General features: G+C 40.9%; 18 protein-coding genes. 16 read left to right on the top strand and 2 right to left on the bottom strand.

Annotation, left to right across the window (positions count from 1 at the left end; translation table 11 throughout):
- Window positions 1–133: 133 nt before the first annotated feature.
- From Q0890_RS00955 to Q0890_RS00900, 12 genes are all read left to right on the top strand, one after another.
- Window positions 134–1,021: a hypothetical protein gene (locus Q0890_RS00955; protein WP_299216321.1), complete on the top strand. Its 888-nt coding sequence runs from the start codon at window positions 134–136 to the stop codon at window positions 1,019–1,021.
- Window positions 1,022–1,154: 133 nt separating this feature from the next.
- Window positions 1,155–1,568, top strand: a complete 414-nt coding sequence (locus Q0890_RS00950; RefSeq protein WP_299216318.1) for an ATP-dependent Clp protease adaptor ClpS — start codon at window positions 1,155–1,157, stop codon at window positions 1,566–1,568.
- Between the two features lie 581 nt (window positions 1,569–2,149).
- Entirely contained in the window at window positions 2,150–4,723 is a 2,574-nt protein-coding gene (locus Q0890_RS00945) for an AAA family ATPase (protein WP_299216315.1), read from the top strand.
- A gap of 189 nt (window positions 4,724–4,912) precedes the next feature.
- On the top strand, window positions 4,913–5,650 hold the full coding sequence (locus Q0890_RS00940; RefSeq protein ID WP_299216312.1) for a uracil-DNA glycosylase: 738 nt from the start codon (window positions 4,913–4,915) through the stop codon (window positions 5,648–5,650).
- Between the two features lie 42 nt (window positions 5,651–5,692).
- Window positions 5,693–6,247, top strand: coding sequence for a tRNA adenosine(34) deaminase TadA (tadA, locus tag Q0890_RS00935; protein ID WP_299217970.1), 555 nt, complete (start codon window positions 5,693–5,695; stop codon window positions 6,245–6,247).
- A 181-nt stretch (window positions 6,248–6,428) separates the two neighbouring features.
- On the top strand, window positions 6,429–7,199 hold the full coding sequence (gene cmk / locus Q0890_RS00930) for a (d)CMP kinase (RefSeq protein WP_299216309.1): 771 nt from the start codon (window positions 6,429–6,431) through the stop codon (window positions 7,197–7,199).
- A 272-nt stretch (window positions 7,200–7,471) separates the two neighbouring features.
- Complete coding sequence (rpsA, locus tag Q0890_RS00925; RefSeq protein ID WP_299216306.1) at window positions 7,472–9,160, top strand: 30S ribosomal protein S1; 1,689 nt, start codon at window positions 7,472–7,474, stop codon at window positions 9,158–9,160.
- A gap of 409 nt (window positions 9,161–9,569) precedes the next feature.
- Window positions 9,570–9,872: an integration host factor subunit beta gene (locus Q0890_RS00920; protein WP_068036291.1), complete on the top strand. Its 303-nt coding sequence runs from the start codon at window positions 9,570–9,572 to the stop codon at window positions 9,870–9,872.
- 149 nt (window positions 9,873–10,021) lie between these two features.
- On the top strand, window positions 10,022–10,429 hold the full coding sequence (locus Q0890_RS00915; protein WP_299216303.1) for a lipopolysaccharide assembly protein LapA domain-containing protein: 408 nt from the start codon (window positions 10,022–10,024) through the stop codon (window positions 10,427–10,429).
- A gap of 74 nt (window positions 10,430–10,503) precedes the next feature.
- Entirely contained in the window at window positions 10,504–11,202 is a 699-nt protein-coding gene (pyrF, locus tag Q0890_RS00910) for an orotidine-5'-phosphate decarboxylase (RefSeq protein WP_299216300.1), read from the top strand.
- Between the two features lie 226 nt (window positions 11,203–11,428).
- A complete protein-coding gene (locus Q0890_RS00905; RefSeq protein WP_299216297.1) occupies window positions 11,429–12,226 on the top strand; it encodes a metallophosphoesterase in 798 nt (265 codons plus the stop codon).
- Between the two features lie 182 nt (window positions 12,227–12,408).
- Entirely contained in the window at window positions 12,409–13,242 is an 834-nt protein-coding gene (locus Q0890_RS00900) for a histidine phosphatase family protein (RefSeq protein WP_299216294.1), read from the top strand.
- A gap of 124 nt (window positions 13,243–13,366) precedes the next feature.
- On the opposite strand, the gene rpsT is transcribed toward Q0890_RS00900, so the two are convergent.
- Window positions 13,367–13,633, bottom strand: a complete 267-nt coding sequence (rpsT, locus tag Q0890_RS00895) for a 30S ribosomal protein S20 (RefSeq protein WP_058369082.1) — start codon at window positions 13,631–13,633, stop codon at window positions 13,367–13,369.
- A 560-nt stretch (window positions 13,634–14,193) separates the two neighbouring features.
- Here rpsT and Q0890_RS00890 point away from each other — a divergent pair.
- Window positions 14,194–14,919, top strand: coding sequence for an NAD-dependent epimerase/dehydratase family protein (locus Q0890_RS00890; protein ID WP_299216291.1), 726 nt, complete (start codon window positions 14,194–14,196; stop codon window positions 14,917–14,919).
- A 169-nt stretch (window positions 14,920–15,088) separates the two neighbouring features.
- A complete protein-coding gene (gene rraA, locus Q0890_RS00885) occupies window positions 15,089–15,607 on the top strand; it encodes a ribonuclease E activity regulator RraA (protein WP_299217968.1) in 519 nt (172 codons plus the stop codon).
- Window positions 15,608–15,720: 113 nt separating this feature from the next.
- Here the strand turns inward: rraA and Q0890_RS00880 are convergent, their stop codons facing one another.
- Window positions 15,721–17,355: a BCCT family transporter gene (locus Q0890_RS00880; RefSeq protein ID WP_299216288.1), complete on the bottom strand. Its 1,635-nt coding sequence runs from the start codon at window positions 17,353–17,355 to the stop codon at window positions 15,721–15,723.
- A gap of 404 nt (window positions 17,356–17,759) precedes the next feature.
- Between Q0890_RS00880 and mfd the strand changes: the two genes are divergently transcribed.
- Both mfd and Q0890_RS00870 read left to right on the top strand, forming a co-directional pair.
- Window positions 17,760–21,464 carry a transcription-repair coupling factor gene (gene mfd, locus Q0890_RS00875; protein WP_299216286.1) on the top strand — a complete coding sequence of 1,235 codons (3,705 nt, stop codon included), beginning with the start codon at window positions 17,760–17,762 and terminating at the stop codon, window positions 21,462–21,464.
- 206 nt (window positions 21,465–21,670) lie between these two features.
- Window positions 21,671–22,102, top strand: a complete 432-nt coding sequence (locus tag Q0890_RS00870) for an HIT domain-containing protein (protein ID WP_299216283.1) — start codon at window positions 21,671–21,673, stop codon at window positions 22,100–22,102.
- Window positions 22,103–22,418: the final 316 nt, after the last annotated feature.

The raw sequence follows: 22,418 nt of genomic DNA, 5'->3' as shown, positions 1-22,418 counted from the left end.
GTTATATAGGATATAGTGGTGGCTTATCACAGAAACTTTACTGTTAAGTCATTACGCTTACAGCGCTATGCTAGGTATTGACTTTAAATTCCGTTATAATATTTCGCCTTTACTGTTAAGAGATATCATTTAGATGCGTGTTAAGAATGCCTCCCGTTTGCGCTATCAGTCAGCACAATCAGCGTGTCATGCGTCTGCATCTGTACACCGTCAGCCTGTCACCCATGTGTGGCTGCAGCCATCATTAAATAAGGATTATCGTATAAAACATAATCAAAGTATTGGCAACAGTCAACAAGGGGCATCGACATTACTGCTGGCATTGTTTGTGATAGCAATACTGGTAACAGCAACGATAGCTATATTGCTTGGGCATCAGCTCGGCTATCAACGTGGTTATCATGCGCTAAAAACAGAAACTGAGCAGGCGACGATTAATAGCAAAGAAGCTACTAACGAGCTCAAAGATTTACGTATCAGTCATAAAGTGCTGACTAATCAGGTAGCCACAGCTAAGCAGGAGCTGACTATTAGTCTGGCAAATTTAGATGATCTGCGTCAAAAGCAGCAAGCTTTAAAAGTTGACAATAGACAAACCTCGCAGTTGAATGATTTATATGCAGAGGTTATTGCTGAACAAGGAGGCATGCCGCTACAAGTATTGGGTGCTAAAATTGATCCTTTACCTGAAAATGCTTTTGAATACGGCTTTGATGTAGGGATGCTTAGCGAAGACGGTCTTGCTAAAAGCTTAAAAGTGACGTTGACGCTACAAGACAAAGATAACTTTGTAGACGTACCGTTAGATCCCGCTCGTTATGCTATTGAAGGTATTGTTCGTATTCGTGGTCGATTTGTGATGCCTAATGGGTTTAAACCTTTACAGGTCAAACTCAGTTTAGAAGCAGGTGATGAACAGATCGAACAACTATATGATTGGAAGCTTGGTAATATGGTAGACAGTATGCCTTTGTCGTTAATGGATTTACCAGAGGTTGATCAAAGCCCAATTGAGCCATAAATACTGCAAATGGGCTGGTTTCTTACTGCTTCATTAATCTGCATAAGCTATAAGCAAAATTTGTATCGACTAATGCTTTTTAATAAGTTATTAATGTATTTTTTATTGAATTTTTACTGAAATTATCCTTATTATGACCATAAAACAAATAGTAGCGCATCCTAAACCTACAGTATCCGACTGGCATTTTCCCAATATGCCAGCTGGTCATCGTGCTCAAGATGATGATACTGAAAGTGAAACAACGCCACAGGCAGATGTATTGGTTGCAGAGCCTGAAGTAACAAAGCCGCCCATGTATGCTGTGGTTATGTATAACGACAATTATACGCCGATGGAGTTCGTTGTATATATTTTGCAGTCAGAGTTTCGCCATAATATCGATTCAGCGGTTGAAATTATGCTAACTATTCACAATAGTAGTAAGGGGATTGCTGGGATTTATCCTAAAGATATCGCTGAGACTAAGGCTAAAAAAGTGAATAGTTTGGCCCATCGTGAAGGCTACCCATTACTGACTCAAATCGAACCCCATCAAGGCGAATAGAGCAATCTGTTCTATTCACCCATAGGCTACTTATTAGCCGACATTGCGCCTATCTTCCTATTCAGTTTACTGCTCCCTCTCTTGATTTTATTCAACGCTAACCTCATATATATATTATCGCTAAAGATTACCTATTCATTTACGTACATCACTTTTCTTCGTCAATCGTCATCATCTCTTATTCATTCATATATTAGTTTGGTTCTTTAAAACATTAAGGTTTTCCCCTCTTTTTGTTGTTACATAAGGACTTATGTTTAGACATATCTTTTGTCAGAATCTACTTTTAACGTGCTTTTATTTAAAATGACCTGTAGGTTATATATGACAACAGAGATTTTTTGAATTTAATCATGCGTAGTCACCATACTCTTTGATACATTTTAGTACCTGTTAATAGATTGACTATATATAACGATCGTGTTGTGATAAAGCTAAATAGTAGCAAGGATGAATACGTCTATAGCTGTTCCGCTTTAATAATTGCTGTGTTTTGACCTTGAACAATCTTTTTGCTGCCCTGATTTACCAATTAAGCTATTAAATTATTATAAAGAGTTGTATAACCGTAGGAATTTCTTATGTTAAGTCGTCACCTTGAAGTCTCTTTGCGTTTAGCAATGACGCTTGCGCGCCAAAAGTCGCATGAGTATCTCACTGTTGAACATCTGTTATTAGCGCTTCTTGAGAATACTCATGCTGCTAACACTTTAACCGCTTGTAATGCCAATGTCTCAAATCTGCGTACTGAGCTTGAAGCTTATATTGATAAGCATACGCCAACGATAGATGTGGACATGGAGCAATCACCGCAGCCTACTCAAAGCTTTGATCGTATCTTGCAGCGGGCTATTTTTCACGTACAATCTATCGGTGGTGGTCGATTGGTTGAAGGTTCAGACATTTTGGTCTCAATGTTTTCTGAGCATGATACATACGCAGTCTACTTGCTCAAAAAGCAAGGAATTAGTCGCTTAGAGCTTACTCAATATCTCTCGCACGGACAAGATAAGGATGAGCCGTCTGAGCCGCGTGCTTCTATTAGCGGCGAGCGTCGTAGCGCCTCAGAAAAAACAAGCAAAGATCCATTAGTAGAGTTTGCAAGTAACCTAAACCAGCGTGCTGCAGAAGGCAAAACCGATCCGTTAATAGGTCGTGGCCCTGAGATTGAGCGTACTGCACAAGTACTGTGTCGTCGCCGTAAAAATAACCCATTGTTAGTTGGAGAGCCGGGCGTTGGTAAAACCTCTATCGCTGAAGGTTTGGCTTGGCTTATCATCAACGAAAAAGCCCCAAAACCGCTAAATGGCTGCGTTATCTATAGTCTAGATATTGGTGCGTTGATTGCAGGTACCAAGTATCGCGGTGATTTTGAAAAACGTATGAAGTCATTACTTGATGCGCTTAAGAAAAAACCCAATGCGATTTTATTCATTGATGAGATTCATATGATTATTGGTGCAGGTTCATCAATGAGTAGTAATATGGATGTGTCAAACTTAATCAAGCCAGCACTTGCAAATGGTGAGTTACGTTGTGTCGGTTCGACCACCTTTACTGAGTATCGTCAAGTATTCGAAAAAGATCATGCATTATCGCGTCGTTTCCAGAAAATTGATGTAAAAGAGCCAAGTGTTGAAGATAGCATTGATATCTTACGCGGTCTTAAACCACGTTATGAAGAGTTTCACAATGTTGAATATACTGATGAAGCATTAGTGACAGCTGTAGAGTTATCTTCTAAGCATATCCATGAGCGTTTTTTACCAGATAAAGCGATTGATGTTATCGATGAAGCTGGCGCGTATAAGCGTTTAGGGATTATTCCCGATACAAATGATATCAATGCAGAAGATGGTCTGATTGCGGATTTAGAAAAAGATATTAACCAAAAAGACCATGAAGGTATTGATACCAGTAAGTCTGATAACGACAATGAGATGCAAGCTGAGGTAGCCACTGCTAAAGCTGATGACGAGTCGAAAGCGATAGATGATTTGCAAACGATCAATAATCAAAAGCCATCGATAAAAATTGATGTTGCTGATATTGAAGCCATTATTGCTAAGCTTGCACGCATTCCACCCAAATCAGTCTCCAGTGATGATAAGAGTATCCTTGAGCATTTAGATCGTGATCTCAAGCATTTAGTATTTGGACAGGATGAAGCGATCGCTACACTTGCTGATGCTATTAAGCTGTCACGAGCAGGACTAAAAGCGCCAGAAAAACCGATTGGTTCCTTTATGTTTGCAGGTCCTACAGGGGTTGGTAAAACAGAAGTATCGCGCCAGTTAGCGAGCCTGCTGGGCGTAGAGCTAGTACGCTTTGATATGTCAGAGTATATGGAGGCGCATACAGCCTCACGTCTGATAGGGGCGCCGCCAGGTTATGTCGGTTATGACCAAGGCGGTCTGCTTACTGAAAAAATCAATCAGCATCCGCACTGTGTATTGCTGTTTGATGAGATTGAAAAAGCGCATCCTGATGTTTTCAATTTACTATTGCAAGTCATGGACCACGGTACGCTAACTGACAACAACGGCCGTGTGGCTAGCTTTAAGCAAGTTATTGTTATTATGACGACCAACGTAGGTGCAGATAGTATCAGTCGCTCATCTATGGGCTTTACTCAACAAGATCACAGTCGCGACAATACTGAGGCGCTAAAACGAGTCTTTACGCCTGAGTTCCGTAATCGTTTAGATGCGATCATTCAGTTCAATCCTTTAGATACAGAAGTGGTTATTTCAGTTGTTGATAAGTTCTTAGTAGAGCTGCAAGTACAGCTTGATGACAAACAAGTCACTTTAGAGATTGATGATGAGGTACGTGACTATCTTGCTGATAAAGGGTATGACCGTTTAATGGGTGCGCGTCCTATGCAGCGTCTAATACAAGATGAGATCAAAAAGCCATTGGCAAACATGATCTTATTTGGTGATTTGGTTAATGGTGGAGTGGTACACATATCTCTAGAACCGGAACATGATGAGGAATCTGACACTACTTCTAACGAAGTTTCGTTGAATAAAGATGAGGCCATATCAAGTACTAGTATGCAAACTGATAAAGGTTCAGCGGATAGCCGTATTATTCTAACTGTGGTTGAAACCCATGAACCACATTCAGACTCTGAGTCATTAGCAAGCTAACAACATTCTTTCTTTATATAAAAGACGGTTACTTCGGTAGCCGTTTTTTTTGTGATGTTCGATTATGCGATTGCTATACTTTATAACAAATTTGGCATAACATTTTGCTAATATAATAAGTAGGATGCTTTTTATAGCATGGTTATATACTTTTTAAGCTGATTAATAATAAATAAGAAAGGACTTGTTATGGAACTGTTCCATGAGCCGACAACAAAAACCCCAGAACAAAAACAAGCGATTTTAGACAATGTACGCCTGCCAGAAGATTGGAAAACAGCATTAGCAGATGAATTAACTTCTGAGAATATGGATAACTTGCGGGCTTTTTTAAAAGAATCTTACCAGTCGAATGACAGTATTTATCCGCCAGCACAACTGATGTTTAATGCCTTTAATTTAACGCCGTTGTCACAAGTGAAAGTCGTGATTTTAGGTCAGGACCCTTACCATCGTCCAGGACAGGCAATGGGCCTATCGTTTTCTGTACCTAAAGCCATTCCAAAGCCTCCATCATTGAACAATTTGCTTAAAGAGATGGCAGATGATATCGGTACCAAACCCCCTGCACATGGTGATTTGACCTATTGGGCACAGCAAGGGGTACTATTATTAAATAGCTCTTTAACGGTTAGAGAAGGTAAACCAAACAGCCATCAAAATAAAGGCTGGGAGCAGTTTACCGATGCTGTTATTGATGTAGTGAATGAACAGACAGAGCACACAGTATTTATATTGTGGGGCAGTAAAGCACAGAAGAAAGGTAAGTATATCAATACTGACAAGCATCTTATCTTAACCGCTGTTCATCCATCCCCGCTTGCTGCAAATCGTGGCGGATTTTTTGGTTCCAAGCCGTTTTCTAAAACCAATGACTATCTAAAGCAATATGGGAAAACGCCAATTGACTGGCAGCTACCACAGTAAATGGCAATGTTTCAATATGATGAGTATCAGCCTGTCTATTCTATGAATAAGCAATTAACAGATGACAAATTTAATTTTCTTCCAATTGCAACGAATACGTTTTGGTCAACTCAAGATGTTAAATGGATGCAAAAAGCTCTCACGCTTGCTCGTCAAGGTGTTGAGTGCGGAGAAGTGCCAGTAGGCGCAATATTAGTACATGATAATCAAATTATTGGTCAAGGGTTTAACGAGCCGATTGGACGCCATGATGCGACAGCGCATGCTGAAATTGTCGCATTAAGAGATGCCTGTACGCGCTTGAAAAACTATCGCTTACCAGTTAAGACTACTTTATACGTGACTCTAGAGCCATGTACCATGTGTATTGGGGCTCTGATACACGCACGAGTCGATAGGCTGATATATGCTGCAAGTGAGCCACGCGCTGGTATGGTTGGTAGTCAAATGGACTTGGCTGTACAGCCTTTTTATAATCATAGTATCCAAGTGCATAAAGGTTTATGTAGCGAACATAGCAGTCAGATGCTCAAGACTTTTTTTCGTGAACGTCGAAAAAGCATGAAGCAGCGTAAAGACAGTGCATCTAGTAAATAATATGGTTAATGAATAAGATATAAGTCTTGATACTAGTGATAACGTGGTTTGTTTGCTATAATATTGCCCTGTTTGATTGCTAACCAATTAATTGGCTTATTAAACACCTGAGAAATAAACTTCAATATCAAGTAAGTATATGAAGCATCGTCTCCATAATGTCTGTGATTAAGTGAGTGTTATGACCGTCTCTACACCTGATGACTCTTTACTTAATAGTGAGGATAGTGGTACAACGAGTTTTAAGCGTTATCCTGTCATTTGTATCGATGGGCCAAGTGGTGCAGGCAAGGGCACGGTTACATGGCGATTAGCACAGAGTCTTGGTTATCAGCTATTAGATTCAGGCGCGTTATATCGTATCGTAGGACTGAAAGCGTTTGAGGCTGGATTGGTTAGTGCAGATGCCAAACGACCTATCGATGAAGAAGCACTACTGCAATTGACTCAAAGTTTAGATATTGTTTTTGTGCCCAATAATGAGTCAGGGCGGGTCGATATTTTGGTCAATGGTGAAGCCGTCGGTGAGCAAGTCCGTAACGAAACTATCGGAGGTTATGCCTCTCAGATAGCGGTATTTCCTAAAGTTCGTCAAGCATTGCTTGAACTGCAACAAAATATGGCTACTCGTTCAGGGTTGGTCGCCGATGGTCGCGATATGGGAACGGTCGTGTTTCCCGATGCTGATGTGAAGGTTTTTTTGACGGCGAGTGCTACAGCCCGAGCTGAGCGCCGCGTAGCCCAATTGCTGAGAGCTGGTCAAACAGCAGATTTTGAAGCCATTCTGAATACCATTAAAGCTCGTGATGAACGTGACGAAAACCGAACCACAGCACCGTCAAAACCTGCTGAAGACGCTTTGGTATTAGATAGCTCAATGTTAGATGCTGATACAGTTTATGAATTAGTCAAAAAACAATGCCAAGATAAAGGTATTTATTTTAATAGTTAATAAAAACAACATATTACGAACCAAAAACTTTCCTGCGATGATTGAATTTAGTATAAAATTATAGTAGTTAAAGTTAGTAGCGACTAAAAAAGTATTAAGATTTTTATATAAGACAGTTGTTGCTAATAAGTAAAATCGGCAAGAAGCTTATTAACAACAAACGTTTTTTTATATGGTTGTATAAGATATAAAACCAGTATTCTCGTTTTATGCAATCATAAATTTGATCCGTACTGTGCTGGACAGGATACGGCTATACAAAGGTAGACATAATGGAATCATTTGCTGAACTATTTGAAGCGAGCATTGAAGAGCAGGGTCTGGATATTGAGCGTGGCTCAGTTATTACAGGTGCTGTTGTGGCCATCGATAGTGATTGGATCACAGTAGATACTGGTCTTAAATCTGAAGGTATCGTCGCTCGTGAAGAGTTTTTAAGCGAAGAAGGCGAACTTGAAGTTGAAGTTGGCGATAGTGTCGATGTTGTGGTTGAAGCAGTTGACAATGGTATGGGTCAAACCTTACTGTCACGCGAAAAAGCCAAACGCGTTGAGACGTGGAATGTCCTTGAAAAAATCTATGACAACGATGAGATTGTTAAAGGCATCATTTCTAGTAAAGTAAAAGGTGGTTTTACTGTAGACGTGGGTTCAGTACGCGCGTTCTTACCAGGCTCATTGGTAGATGTACGTCCGATCCGTGACACGACGCATCTTGAAGGCAAAGAGCTAGAATTCAAAGTCATCAAACTTGATCAAAAGCGTAACAACGTTGTGGTTAGCCGCCGTGCAGTTATGGAAGCTGAAAACTCAGCTGAGCGCGAAGAGCTACTCAACAAGCTTGAAGAAGGTATTGAGATCGAAGGTATCGTAAAGAACCTTACTGATTACGGTGCATTCGTTGATCTTGGTGGTATCGATGGCTTGCTACACATTACTGACATGGCATGGCGCCGTATCAAGCACCCATCTGAAGTGGTTGAAGTTGGCCAAGACTTAAAAGTTAAAGTACTGAAGTTTGATCGTGAACGTAACCGCGTAAGCTTAGGTCTAAAACAACTTGGTACTGATCCTTGGGACAACGTGGGCGGCACTTACCCAGTCGGTAGTGTGGTTAAAGCACGCGTAACTAACTTGACTGACTATGGTTGCTTCGCTGAAATTTCTGAAGGTATCGAAGGTTTGGTACACGTATCAGAAATGGATCACACTAATAAAAATATCCATCCATCGAAAGTCGTTCAAGTAGGCGATGAGATTGATGTGATGATTCTTGATATTGATGAAGAACGTCGTCGTATCAGCTTAGGTATCAAGCAAACCCTAGCAAACCCATGGGATGAGTTTGATAAAAAGCATGAGCGCGGTGATAAAATCACTGGTACGATCAAATCAATCACTGACTTTGGTATTTTTATCGGTCTAGACGGTGGTATTGATGGTCTTGTTCACTTGTCTGATATCTCTTGGAATGAGACTGGTGAAGAAGCTATCCGTAACTACAACAAAGGTGACACCGTTGAAGCAATGGTATTGTCTGTAGATGCAGAAGCAAATCGTATCAGTCTAGGTGTGAAGCAGTTGAGCTCAGATCCATTTAACGAGTACTTGGTTGGTAATGACCGCGGTGCTATCGTAAATGGTAAAGTAAAAGAAGTAGATGCTAAAGGTGCTACTATTGAACTTGCGGATGAAGTAGAAGCTTACCTACGTGCTTCTGAAATCCAACGTGATCGCGTTGAAGATGCTACTAAGCATTTAAGCGTTGGTGATGATGTTGAAGCGAAGATCATTAGTGTAGATCGTAAGACTCGTAATATCAGCTTGTCTATCAAAGCAAAAGACGAAGCTGAAGAGCGTCAAGCGATTAAAGATCTCGGTGGTGCAAGTGCTACTCCAGCAGCTGGTTCTGATGCTCAACCAAAAACAATTGGTGATCTAATCAAAGAGCAAATGCAGTAAGCTTTAAGTTGTAACTATATTAATCATAAAAAAAGCGACTTCGGTCGCTTTTTTTATGATTAAAAATGATGATAGCGCTTAATTAATAAGTACAAAAACAGTTTTTCAACGTTTTATCCAAACTTTGATTCCTATTTGTGTAGAATTCCGCTATCATTTGCTACATTGAGTAAAGAAAAGTAAACTCATGCCAAGTGTTTGATTATACATTAACTTTTGAGCGTTATTATTTTTATAATTTTAAAGTAGCTGTTCCTATAAAAAACGATCGATTAGTTTTGGACGATACTTTGTAGTAATAATAACCAATTGATAACCTAGATATGATTGATGTATAAATAATGCATAGCGAAAAATCGCCTTTATTTATCAGTCATATTTTCATTAATTAAAGAAGGCAATTGTAACGATGCAACAAGCAATTAATAAATCCGACTTCATTAGTAATTTAAGTGTGAGCTGTGACACCATGACTGAGATGGTTGTTGATGATGCTGTGCGAGAAATACTAAACTTGATGGTAGATACTTTGGCTAATGATGGCCGAGTTGAAGTTCGAGGGTTTGGTAGCTTTTGCTTGCATCATCGACGTGCTCGTATGGGCCGTAATCCAAAGACAGGAGAGAGCGTACCGGTACCTGCTAAAGCTATTCCTCATTTTAAACCTGGCAAAGCATTGCGTGAAGCAGTCAACGACAAAGTAGCCTCATAGCTCATAAAGGTTGATGGTTAACAGAACAAGTATAAAGTAATGGGTACTTATGATTTATCATGACTACTTATTATTTAATTTACTTGTTTTACCTTTGTTAGGTATTAAGAAGCAGGTGTTTTCGCACATTTTGTCGAGGTATACATATCATGCGCTTTATACTGTTCGTTTTATTATTTTTAAGTTTTGCTTATGCGCTTGGTTTGGTGATAGCTAACAATACCGATATTGGCGTCAACCTGCTGTTCTTACAAGCTCCTACGATGAATCTAGGACTGCTACTCATACTTTGTCTGATACTCGGTATTGTGATTGGTATGCTATTAGCATTATTAATTTTCCGTGTATTACAGAATAAATGGGAAATATCGCGTTTGCAAAAGTTAAATGCTAATTTGCAAGAACAAGTAACTCAGGCCAACGTCGTTATCGATCGTCAAGCGAATGCGCCGACAGTTGAAGAAGCTGTTTATGGTTCGACAGCGACCAACGTACATGACCAAGCCACGGTTAATGTAGATGAGAGTGCTACGCTTACTAAGCAAAAGCGAGACTAAATTATGTAATGGTTAATCAATGGTTTACCTATACATATGACGCTTAATAAATTCAATATTGATATGGCAACATCATGAATAATACAATTAATTCTCCAGTCATCATTGCTTTAGATAATATGACGATGGAAGCATCAATAGCATTGGCTGAGCAGCTAGATCCAGCGCTGTGTCGTTTAAAAGTAGGTAAGGAGCTGTTTACTCGCTGCGGGCCCGATATCATAAAAGCGCTTCATCAACGTCAATTTGAAGTGTTTTTAGATTTGAAGTTTCATGATATTCCTAACACCACCGCACAAGCAGTATTAGCGGCAGCTGAGCTTGGAATATGGATGGTTAACATTCACGCTAGCGCGGGCTTTGAAGCTATGTCTCTGGCTAAACAGCGCTTACTGGATAATGACTTAGATACCTTACTAATTGCTGTTACTGTGTTGACTTCTATGGATAATGACGCATTGATGCAAACAGGTATTACTGATGGTTTAGAGGTACAAGTTAGTCGTTTAGCACAATTAACTAAGCAAGCTGGTCTGGATGGCGTGGTTTGTTCAGCACAAGAAGCTGAAACCCTCAAGACGCTGTGTGGTCAAGATTTTAAGCTAGTGACGCCTGGTATTCGTTTACCAGAAGACAATGCTGATGACCAAAAACGTATCTGTACGCCAAAGCAGGCGTTGAATGATGGCGCTGATTATCTCGTGATAGGACGTTCTATTACACAGGCTACGAACCCTGCTGCTAAATTGCAGATGATACTCAACAGTATCTAATGCTTATAATGTTATAAGAGGTGCAGCTTAAACAGCTGCATTTTTGCTTTTTGTAGGTAGCAAAAAAGGTGCTACACTATTTAACTTTATATGTATACCAGTTGCGAAACTATGATTGGCAGTGTCAAACTTGCTCGGTGCTAAGCAAACCACAAATAGAGTACTTATGCTTGTGATCATTGTTTGATGCTTCTACAGCTGGTGTTATTAGACAACAATGGATAATATGAAATTACAGATACTAAGTGACTTACATATTGACAGTTATGCACGTCAATCACATCCCGTCGGTCATATTCCCAAAACTGACGCTGACGTGGTATTAGTAGCAGGGGATACTGCCAACAGCGATAATGGTATGCCATGGTTACAGGAGCAGGCAGAACGTCTGCAAGTGCCCCTTATTACCATTGCAGGTAACCATGAGTACTTTAATGAAGATGTATTGCATTTTGATAAAAAATTAGCCACTTGGGATAACTATAATACCGATTCGCAGCTAGGCGTTCGCGTCTTACAGTGCCAGCATCTCGATATTGGTGAGGTACGTATTTTGGGGTGTACGTTGTGGACAGATTATCAGTATCAAGCCAATGAAGATACGATGGTGGTTGCTAAACGTTTTATGCGTGATTATAAGCAGATATATGCAGGTGATGGACTATTTTCTCCTGAAGTGTCGATTGAGCTACATATTCAACAGCGCCAATGGTTAAAGCAGGCGTTGATTGAGGCGCAGCAGTTAGGTAAAAAAACAATCGTGATGACTCATCATAGTATTAGCGCCTTATCGGTCTCTGAGAAGTATGCTACGCTGCCCAGTAACGCAGCTTTTGTGAGTGATTTATCCAGCTGGATGCATAAGGATTGGGCACCAACCCTATGGGTACACGGTCATACCCATGAAGCGTTCGATTACCGTATTGGTAATACCCGCGTGATTGTCAATCCTCGTGCCTATCCTAACGAAGTTAGTAGCACTGAGATTGAATTTGCGTGGGATAGAGTTATCGATATTGGCTAGCATACCTTAAATGATGTGAATTATGCGATACAGCCTACATAATGCGGACTGTAAGCCATGAGCATTTGGTGTTGTAGTCTCTATAAGACTTACCTATCGTTATACTTTGTTACTGACATTTTTATTGTTGGTCTGCTCATATTTCGTTCACTAGTATCCAATAATCTGCTACGCTAGCTGCTATGAGTAAATTTTCTGAATCATCACGTTCTGAGCAGTCCAATGCTCAAAAGCCTCTTAAGATGAGCGCGCCTGCCCCGGCGCATTTGCCTGATAGTATGATTTCTTCGGTTAACTTGTTACCCGAGAATAAGCGCTTGATCTTGTTTACTAGACACTCTTTGCGTGAGCGCTCCGATGGTAACGGTTTTGCCAGCTACCAGCTGCCACTTACACCTAAAGGACGCGTATTAGCAAAGTCTTGGGGACGCTGGTTAGCTGGTCATCTACCATATTCTCTCGACGTAGATAGCATCTCAAGCCCTATTGGACGTTGTATTGATACCGCGCAGCTAATGCAAGAAGGTGCAGGATTACAAAGACCGATAGCGCATCAATCGTTATTGGTTGAGCCAGGTAGCTTGGTGACTGAGCCTGAAATTGCGAATGCGGTCTTTAAAGAGATTGGTGTGCTCAATTTTATCAATCGTTTTTTGCAAGGTAACCTTGAAGGTACAAAAAATGCCTATCAAGGTGGACTCGATATTTTATCACTTTTTTATCAAAACCAGCCACAGCATGGACATTTAATGTTGGCAGTGAGTCATGATACGTTACTATCTGCTTTTTTAGCGATCATGTTCGATGTGATTGAGATTGATTGGAACGACTGGCCCAAAATGATGGAAGGCGTGTTTTTATGGTTTGATGATAAGCCATTTGAGCAGGCTAATGCGTATTTTGTTTGGCGCGGTGAGGTTTATGTTCGCCCAATCAATACGTTAATAGATAGCTACCGTGCTGCTGGTTTTCATCCTAGTAAGCTATTGTTACCGCCGAAAGTGAGATGGACGTAGTATTAAAGCGGCGCAAGGTTAAAACTACGAGGGACAGCATTAAATATGAGATTTTGAATAGATATAAAAAAACCTTGCCACTAGGACAAGGTTTTTTTATGAACCCTTATTAAAGCTACTAATCTTAAGCTTGAAGAGCTTTGATAGCTTTGTTCAGACGGCTCTTACGACGGGCAGATTTATTCTTATGAATAATGCCTTTGTCAGCCATACGATCAAGAACAGGTACCGCTTTTTTGTAAGCTTCGGTAGCTGCATCATAATCTTTAGATTCGATTGCCGCATCAACACGCTTTAAATAAGTACGAACCATAGAGCGTTGTGACGCTGAGTTTTGGCGACGTTTAGTGTTTTGACGGGCGCGTTTACGAGCTTGTGCAGTGTTAGCCACGCGTATCTCCTTTATGAAAGACAGATAAAAATATGAATGTTGATTGGAATAATGAGTTTAACAATCATCGGTGACGAGCAGCCGTCTCGTCAAACATGATATCGATGTCCAATATTAGACTTTCTAATATTGATAAATCATCGGTAGCGTCAAAGCCATCTGGAATAATTAAATAGCTATGACATGTAAAGCCGGATATATTAGCAAATTATTGAGCTTAGAACAATATATTTGACCATCAAAGCGAAAAGAAGTTGTATGTGTCGTTATGCTAATATGTATAAAGTTGGGTATATAGAGCAATAGTGGTTAATAATCGAACCATTGATAAAAACTCTTACAATAAATTATGAATAGTAGCGACAGTTATAGGGTAACTTAGTTATGATACTGCCATATAATATAGGGTATAGTCCGTTTGACGTGCAACCAGTAGGTTACTAACCACGCACTGTATGGGTTTTATAGTGAATCTTTTATAGTACGACTCAAAAACCATAAACCTAAAAGTCATAAAATAGTGTCTATAATACTTTACGATTATGAATAATGGATAGGATATGCAGCAAAAAGCAATTTTAATTGGCGCGACAGGCTTGGTTGGTCAGCATCTTGCAAAGCAGCTTAGTGAACTCTATGATACATTAATAGTCATTGCCAGACGTCCACCGAGGTATATAAATGCTAGTATGAGATTCTATCAGGTGAGTGACTTTGATAATTTGGCCGACGTTTTTGCAAACATCGGTGTGGATGCCACAACGGATGCTTTCAGTTGCCTTGGTACAACTAAGAAGCAAGCAGGCAGCGATGAGGCTTTTCGAAAAGTAGATTATGACTATAACGTAAGTTTTGCCAAGTTATGCTTTGATAGAGGGGTTAAAAACTTTTTTTTATTGTCTGCAATGAATGCTGACGTTGATAGTCGGTTTTTATACAATAGAGTAAAAGCAGAAACTGAACAAACCATTATGAGCCTAGGGTTTGAGCGTTTGGCTGTTTTTCGTCCCTCTTTATTATTGGGTAAGCATAAAGGTCGACCAATCGAGAGCATTAGTCAAAAAGCCTTTAAAATCATCTCGCCTTTAGTGTCTGAATCATTACCGCTGCACCCCATCTCAGCCAAGCGTGTCGCGATTTCGATGGCAATGACCGCCCATGATATGTACGAACGTCGCAAATACAGCGATTATCGTTCTGAATCAAAGCTCTCTGAATCAAAGCCCAGTATGACTGATATTATCGAGAATAAGCAGATGCTAGCCATGACTCGTGTCAAAAAATGAATCACGACATTACTATGTCGGTAAGTTAGGCCAAACGACCAAACTTGTTTGGAAGAAAATAGCCTAAGCATTTGCCGATAAAGTAATATCAATAATAGTAAGACCATAGATTGCAAAATAACTGATAGTCATTAACAAGGAGTAAATAGCTATGTCAGAATCAACAGCAATGAATAAAGAGAACTTTGTAACCTGTGATTTATTGGATGCCAATCCTGAATCACAAGTCTGCTTACCAAATATTGAGGGTAAATCCTTTCATAGTTTTGGCGCAAAAGATAAGTTTTGCGGCGAAGTTGTGACAGTAAAATGCTTTGAAGATAATAGCCGTGTGAAAGCATTGTTGAATAGTAATGGCAAAGACGATAACGGTGCAGGCAAAGTGCTGGTCGTCGATGGTGGTGGTTCAATGCGCTGTGCGCTGCTCGGCGATATGATTGCACAGTCAGCGATTGATAATGGCTGGGCTGGAGTTATTGTGTATGGCTGCGTCCGTGATGTCGATGACATGGCGCAAATGGATATCGGTGTGATGGCATTAGGCTGTATCCCGCGCAAGTCAACACGCCGAGATGAGGGTCAAACAGATATTGAAATTAGCTTTGGCGACCTGACTTTAAATTCTGGCATGTTTGTCTATGCAGACAATAATGGCATTATTGCAAGTCATAAGTCTTTAATAGCGTAAGATATTGTTGGTATAAATCGATTGTAATTATATATTACAAGTAATTATATGATAATTAAAAAACCCAGTTCAAATTACGGAACTGGGTTTTTTGGTTGAAAGTAAATGATTCATTAGTACTTTTCAAGCTCTGAGAGTAGCTGTTCGCGTGCTTTATAAATCCTGCGTAGACCAAGCCACAAGCTAATACACATAACGATCAACACTGAGGTAAAAGGCAAGCCCGTACTTACTGAGCCTGCTTGAATGGTTTTTAGGGCTTGCGCACCGCCGCCATAGAGAAGAGCAATAGCGATAAGTCCTTGAGCAACAGCCCAAAATATACGCTGATATATTGAAGCTTCAAGCTTACCCCCTGCCGTAATCGTATCAACTACCAAAGAGCCTGAGTCTGATGAGGTCACAAAAAACACCATTACTAGAATAATAGCAATTAAAGAGGTAATGGTCCCTAGAGGAAGATTTGCCAGCATCTGAAATAAGGTTAAGGAAGCATCACTGACCCCTCCTGCCAGCTCACCGACTTGATTGTCATATTGACTCAATCCTGACTGTCCAAATACCGTCATCCAGACGATGGTTACAAGCGTAGGAGCCAACATCACTGAGGTAATAAACTCACGTACTGTACGGCCTTTTGAGATACGAGCAATAAACATACCTACAAAAGGTGACCAGCTGATCCACCATGCCCAATAAAACACTGTCCAGCCATGAAAGAATTCGTCGTCACCGCGGCCTATAGGATTTGATAACGGGATAATATAAGTGGCATAATCAACAGCAGTGGCACCGATTTTGCTCAGCAATCCGATTGAGTTGCCAACGAAAAACACAAACAGCAACAAAGATAAAGCGACCAACATATTGACGTTACTCAATAGCTTAACCCCGCCATCAAGGCCACGTGCTACAGATATTGTAGCAAGAGCAGTCACTACAACTATAATGGTAATCTCAAGCGAATTACCTGCAAAGTCCCAACCAAACAAATAATTAAGCCCGCTGGCCGCTTGTTGAGCACCCAAACCCAGCGAAGTCGCTAGACCAAATATCGTCGCTAGTACGGCCAATATATCAATAATATGTCCAGGCAGCCCCCACGTCTTTTCTTTAAAAATAGGATAGAATACGGAGCGCATGGTCAACGGAAAGCGAAAATTGTAAGCAAATAGGGCCAATGACAAACCAACTACTGCATAGATACCCCAAGGGTGCAAACCCCAGTGATACATGGTCGCACCCATAGCCGCATGGTAAGCTTCAGGGCTACCTGCTGCGACACCAAGTGGTGTACCTGCCCAACCGCTTGCATAAGCCAATGGCTCAGCCACACTCCAAAACATAAGGCCGATGCCCATGCCAGCTGCGAACAACATGGAGAGCCACGAGCGCCGATTGAACTCAGGTTTGGCATTTATACCGCCAATTCGGATGCTGCCATAGGGAGACACAACCAATATCAGACTAAATATCACCATAATATTGGCTGTGCTGACAAAGAGCCAGTCAAAACCATTGACCACCCAATCTTTGGTACCATTAAGCCAAGAATTGGCTATATTAGGTAGTAATAAAGCAAATAATACAAAGCCAACAACGGCAATAGCAGTAAAGAAGAATACAGGTCTGTGTAAATCTAAACCCAATATTTCAGTGTTATTTTCACCAACTGTATGTTCAGTGGTATAAAGCCTGCGACGAAATTTATCGAGAAGGGGCTTTGGAATCTGTTTTTGCTCGTTCATAGGTGACGAATCTCCTGATGAGTTAGCTGAGCTGGACACCGTCAAAGTATCGACTATTTATGACTAATAAATAGTTTTTGGCAGCTACAAGCTTTAGATTTTAGGTAATGTAAAAATGCTGTTGGCGCTTTACAAAGAGTACAAACTACTGAATAATCGAGACTCAATAAAAGTCATGTATAGGAGGTATTTATTCAAAATACTATGCAAAAGTTTATATAGAAATAATTAAATGCTAACAATGGAAAGTTAGCTTAAAACAAGAATAGCCAAAAGCGTGCCATGTTAACAAACCGTTTAGTTTTGTCAAATCGTAGCAGCCTGTTAAAGTGTAAATTAGTTTTGGTCAATTGCAAAAATATTCGTATAATAACTGCCAGATTCTTAAATAGATCCTACCTGCTATGTCTATCACTGCCTTAACTGACGCTTTTGCTCCCATTAATGAACAGCTATTTCCGATCCAAAACTTGCAAAGACGCTGGCTTGCACCCGTACATGGTGCAGTAGGCAGTCTATGGCTAGCAAGTTTGGTCAAAACGACTATATGGGAGATGTCAGATCGTTTAAAAGTGGTCGTAGCTCGAGATCAAAACCAGCTCAACCAGATAGAGACTGAACTGGCATTTTGCGGCGTTGATGCTTATGTCTTTCCCGACTGGGAGACGCTAACGTATGACGAGCTGTCCCCGCACCAAGATATCGTTAGTGAACGAATCAACTTATTGACAGATATGCCAACGTCAGGTGTGCTACTTATATCTGTACAAGCTTTGATGCATCGCGTTGCACCGCCTAGCTGGCTGATTGGACAACACTTTGATTTAGGTGTTGGTGATCAATTTGATATCCATACTCAACGTGAGCTACTAGCGAAAGCGGGCTACCGTGCGGTTGACAATGTATTTGAGCCAGGCGAGTTTGCAGTACGCGGTAGTATTATTGATATTTTTGCGATGGGGCAGCCCTTCCCACTGCGCCTAGATTTATTTGATGATGAAATTGAGACAATTCGTTTTTTTCACCCGCAGACTCAGCGTACATTGACCGATGATGATCTAAAGGCCATGGTCTCCGGTAATGATAAAAGTATGGGTCAAGAGTCGCTATCGTTGTTGCATAAATTGCCCGATATCTCTAAACCTATTAAGAAGTTTCAAATACTACCTGCAAAAGAGTTTCCTTTAGAAGATGGGAAAGACACTTTTCGCATGAATTTTGCTGCAATGTTCCCAAATGCTAGTAGCCGTAAATCTGAATTACATAAAGATGTGATGGCAGGAATTGCGAGTAGTGGGCTTGAATATTATCAACCGCTGTTTTTTGATCTAAAAGATTGGCAGCAAGAGAGTAGCTTATTCAATTATTTGCCTAAAGATGCTTTGTTAATTACAGATGAGCTAATCAATGAGCGCCAAGCAGATTACTGGTCACAAATCCAGCGCCGCTATGAAGAGCGTCGTCATGATATTGATAAACCTATCGTAGCACCAGAGCTATTGTATTTATTATCCAATACGCTGAATGAGCATTTAAACCAGTATCCACGAGTGATACTAAGTGCGAGAGAAGAGCTTGCATCTATGACAGATGTAGCAGATCTCAATGGCCAAGAAGCATCCGCATCTACTGTATTGCAAACCAAACAGCAAGGCCTGGTCACATTAAGCGCTCAAATGCCGCCACAACTGACAGTAAACCACCAAAAGGCAGAACCTTTAGCCGAACTGTTGTATTTTTTACAGCTGCAGGTAGAAACAGGTACGCCAGTATTAATTGTCGCTGAAACTGCAGGTCGTCGAGAGATTCTCATTGAGCTGTTCAAAGGTAAAATTGATATCAAAACCTATGACAGCTTCAAAGATTTTTTAGCAGCAGACAAGGTCAGTGACAACAATTCAAGCCAAAAACCATATGTTGGTCTGACAGTTGCACCGATTGAGCGCGGAGTCTTTGTCCCCGAACGTTTGGTGCTGATTAGTGAGACTCAGCTATTCGGTAGGCAAGTACTGCAAACACGTCGCCGTCGACAAAGTGGTGTATCAGAAGAGTTCTTGGTCAAAAGTGTCACTGAAATGACACAAGGCAGTCCTATTGTGCATATCGAGCATGGTATTGGTCGCTATAATGGCCTCATTATTTTAGATGTGGGTGACGGTGAGCAAGAATTTATTCATCTAAAATACGCCGATGATGCCAGTATTTATGTACCAGTAGCCAGTCTACAAATGATCAGTCGTTACAGTGGCGGTGATCCAGCACTTGCTCCTCTACACAAAATTGGTAGTGGGAAGTGGGACAAAGCCAAGCAAAAAGCATTGCAGCAAATTCACGATGTGGCGGCAGAGCTGCTCAATATGCAAGCAAGGCGCGAAGCCAAAGTGGGTATTCATTTTAAAATAGATATCTCACAGTATGATCTGTTTGCCAGCCAGTTTGCTTTTGAAGAGACCCCTGATCAAGCCAACGCTATTCACGCGGTTATCGAAGATATGAGACAAAACCAGCCGATGGATCGTCTTATTTGTGGTGACGTGGGCTTTGGTAAAACAGAGGTTGCCATGCGAGCTGCGTTTATTGCCGTCAGCGCCGGTTATCAGGTTGCCGTATTAGTACCGACTACTTTGCTTGCAGGACAGCATGAAGACAACTTCCGCGACCGTTTTGCTGATTGGCCAGTCCGTATCGAGACCTTATCACGGTTTGGTGGTAAAAAGCATCAGGAGACAGTGCTAGCAGATTTGGCTGCTGGTAAAGTTGATATTGTGATAGGTACGCATAAGCTGTTACAGCCTGATGTCAAGTTTTCTAACTTGGGGTTGATGATCGTCGATGAAGAACATCGCTTTGGTGTACGTCACAAAGAGCGTATTAAGGCTATTCAGACTGATGTAGATAGTTTGTCGATGACAGCGACACCGATACCTAGAACGCTTAACATGGCGCTATCTGGTATGCGTGATATGTCTATTATTGCAACCCCGCCTGCACGTCGCTTGGCTATTAAAACTTTTGTCATGCAAAAGACAGAAGCTTTGATGAAAGAGGCTATTTTACGTGAGTTGTTACGCGGCGGACAGGTATACTTATTGCATAATGATGTCGCCAGTATTGAGCGTATGGCAGAGACTATTCGCGAGCTAGTACCAGAGGCGCGTGTAGGGGTCGCTCATGGACAGATGCAGGAGCGTCAGCTTGAACAAATCATGCAGCAGTACTACCATAAAAAATTCAATGTGTTGATTTGCACAACCATTATCGAAACTGGTATTGATGTACCAAATGCCAATACTATTATTATTGAGCGCGCTGACAAATTTGGCCTGGCTCAGCTGCATCAGTTGCGTGGCCGTGTCGGTCGCAGTCATCATCAAGCCTACTGCTATCTATTAGTACCATCGCTTAAGGGCCTTAAAGGGGATGCCAAACGCCGATTACATGCGATTGAGCGCGCCAATACATTGGGTGCAGGCTTTATGCTGGCGAGTGAAGATTTAGAGATTCGCGGTGCTGGTGAAATCCTAGGTAAACAGCAAAGCGGTAATATGCAGGCAATTGGTTTTAGTCTGTATATGGATATGCTCGAACGGGCTACCAAAGCTATCAAGGCAGGCAAAGAGCCAGATTTGAGCACGCCGTTATCGTTAACCAGTGAAATAAACTTACACAGCTCAGCACTGATACCAGAAGAGTATCTGCACGATGTACACCAGCGCCTATTATTTTATAAACGGATCAGTAACGCGGATAGTAAAGAAACCTTGATCGACATACGTACTGAAATGATCGACCGTTTTGGCGTGCTGCCAGATCAAACCAAGCAGCTATTTGCCATTCATGAGCTGCGCTTACAGACAGAGCCATTAAAAATTAACAAAATTGATGCCAATAGTCATAGTGTGACGCTAGAATTTGCGCCTGATACACCAGTTGACGCTTTGGCAATCATTAAATTGATTCAATCTGATGGTCAACGTTATCGTATGAACGGCGCTTCAGGTATTCGTTATAATGACGCCGATAAACTTGAGACACCGCAGCAGCGGGTCACTGCTATCCAAGAGCTACTGCATTATTTTAGCGAACATACAGTAGCTGAACCAGCTTAAAAACGTGTTCTGTTTTCTTTAGTCAAGGGCGTTATATTGTTATCATCTTGCCTCAATATAGAACACAGTTTTGATAGATGAGTATGATCAGTAGTAGGTATGTGTGAATGTTCAACACGTCGTTACAGATAACTGATAAAATAGCGCCATTATAGATAGCTGTTAACTGATTTTATTGATATTTTATAACAAGAGAAGCCGTTATTATGTTCCAACTGCATCCTAAGCTTGCTGCTGATAGTTTTTTGGTAGGGGATTTTCCCTTGTCGACATGTCGTTTGATTAACGACTGCCAGTTTCCTTGGCTGGTTTTGATACCACGTGTGTCTGGTATCAAAGAATTGTACGAATTGTCTGTATCTGATCAAGCACAATTTTTACGTGAGTCAAGCTGGTTGTCAAGCCAACTTGCCAAGACATTCCAAGCCGACAAAATGAATGTTGCAGCACTCGGCAACCAAGTTCCACAGCTACATTTTCACCATATAGTGCGCTATCAAAACGATCTGCAATGGCCAAATCCAGTATGGGGCGTACCTGCAGTACCATATACAAAAGATATATTGGCACAAATGCAGCAAACATTAATGATTGCATTGCGAGGTCATCATCAAATGCCGTTTGATTGGCAAATGTAGTCGTTAATCAACAGTTAGATACAATGTTAGATACAGTACTTGGCGAATGGTTACGTTTATATTTTTTGCGTTGTACTGTTTCTTACGTTATAACAGAACGTCAACTACTGACACTACTGAGTAAAGTTAAACGGTATCTAGGATGAATAGTATCGCTTAACTGTTGTTCATTTTTAGCACTGTACGCTACTAGTAACTTATGCAATATCTACATATACAGCATATACATAGGTCATTACTGCCAATCAATCAGCTGTATTCCTCTCTATTTTATTATAAAATTCAACACTCACTCTTTTAAGCTTTTTTAGCTTGT

Origin of the sequence: uncultured Psychrobacter sp. (assembly GCF_947488565.1) — a bacterium.
GTDB lineage: Bacteria > Pseudomonadota > Gammaproteobacteria > Pseudomonadales > Moraxellaceae > Psychrobacter > Psychrobacter saeujeotis.
Note: the sequence above shows the minus strand (reverse complement) of the source record. Positions and strands in the feature narration are given on the sequence as shown.

What these genes read in the sequence shown, in the direction of transcription:
- Q0890_RS00955 (WP_299216321.1), top strand. Translation starts at nt 134, where the DNA reads ATGCGTGTTAAGAATGCCTCCCGTTTGCGCTATCAGTCAGCACAATCA.
- Q0890_RS00950 (WP_299216318.1), top strand. Translation starts at nt 1,155, where the DNA reads ATGACCATAAAACAAATAGTAGCGCATCCTAAACCTACAGTATCCGAC.
- Q0890_RS00945 (WP_299216315.1), top strand. Translation starts at nt 2,150, where the DNA reads ATGTTAAGTCGTCACCTTGAAGTCTCTTTGCGTTTAGCAATGACGCTT.
- Q0890_RS00940 (WP_299216312.1), top strand. Translation starts at nt 4,913, where the DNA reads ATGGAACTGTTCCATGAGCCGACAACAAAAACCCCAGAACAAAAACAA.
- tadA (WP_299217970.1), top strand. Translation starts at nt 5,693, where the DNA reads ATGAATAAGCAATTAACAGATGACAAATTTAATTTTCTTCCAATTGCA.
- cmk (WP_299216309.1), top strand. Translation starts at nt 6,429, where the DNA reads ATGACCGTCTCTACACCTGATGACTCTTTACTTAATAGTGAGGATAGT.
- rpsA (WP_299216306.1), top strand. Translation starts at nt 7,472, where the DNA reads ATGGAATCATTTGCTGAACTATTTGAAGCGAGCATTGAAGAGCAGGGT.
- Q0890_RS00920 (WP_068036291.1), top strand. Translation starts at nt 9,570, where the DNA reads ATGCAACAAGCAATTAATAAATCCGACTTCATTAGTAATTTAAGTGTG.
- Q0890_RS00915 (WP_299216303.1), top strand. Translation starts at nt 10,022, where the DNA reads ATGCGCTTTATACTGTTCGTTTTATTATTTTTAAGTTTTGCTTATGCG.
- pyrF (WP_299216300.1), top strand. Translation starts at nt 10,504, where the DNA reads ATGAATAATACAATTAATTCTCCAGTCATCATTGCTTTAGATAATATG.
- Q0890_RS00905 (WP_299216297.1), top strand. Translation starts at nt 11,429, where the DNA reads ATGAAATTACAGATACTAAGTGACTTACATATTGACAGTTATGCACGT.
- Q0890_RS00900 (WP_299216294.1), top strand. Translation starts at nt 12,409, where the DNA reads ATGAGTAAATTTTCTGAATCATCACGTTCTGAGCAGTCCAATGCTCAA.
- Q0890_RS00890 (WP_299216291.1), top strand. Translation starts at nt 14,194, where the DNA reads ATGCAGCAAAAAGCAATTTTAATTGGCGCGACAGGCTTGGTTGGTCAG.
- rraA (WP_299217968.1), top strand. Translation starts at nt 15,089, where the DNA reads ATGAATAAAGAGAACTTTGTAACCTGTGATTTATTGGATGCCAATCCT.
- Q0890_RS00880 (WP_299216288.1), bottom strand. Translation starts at nt 17,355, where the DNA reads ATGAACGAGCAAAAACAGATTCCAAAGCCCCTTCTCGATAAATTTCGT.
- mfd (WP_299216286.1), top strand. Translation starts at nt 17,760, where the DNA reads ATGTCTATCACTGCCTTAACTGACGCTTTTGCTCCCATTAATGAACAG.
- Q0890_RS00870 (WP_299216283.1), top strand. Translation starts at nt 21,671, where the DNA reads ATGTTCCAACTGCATCCTAAGCTTGCTGCTGATAGTTTTTTGGTAGGG.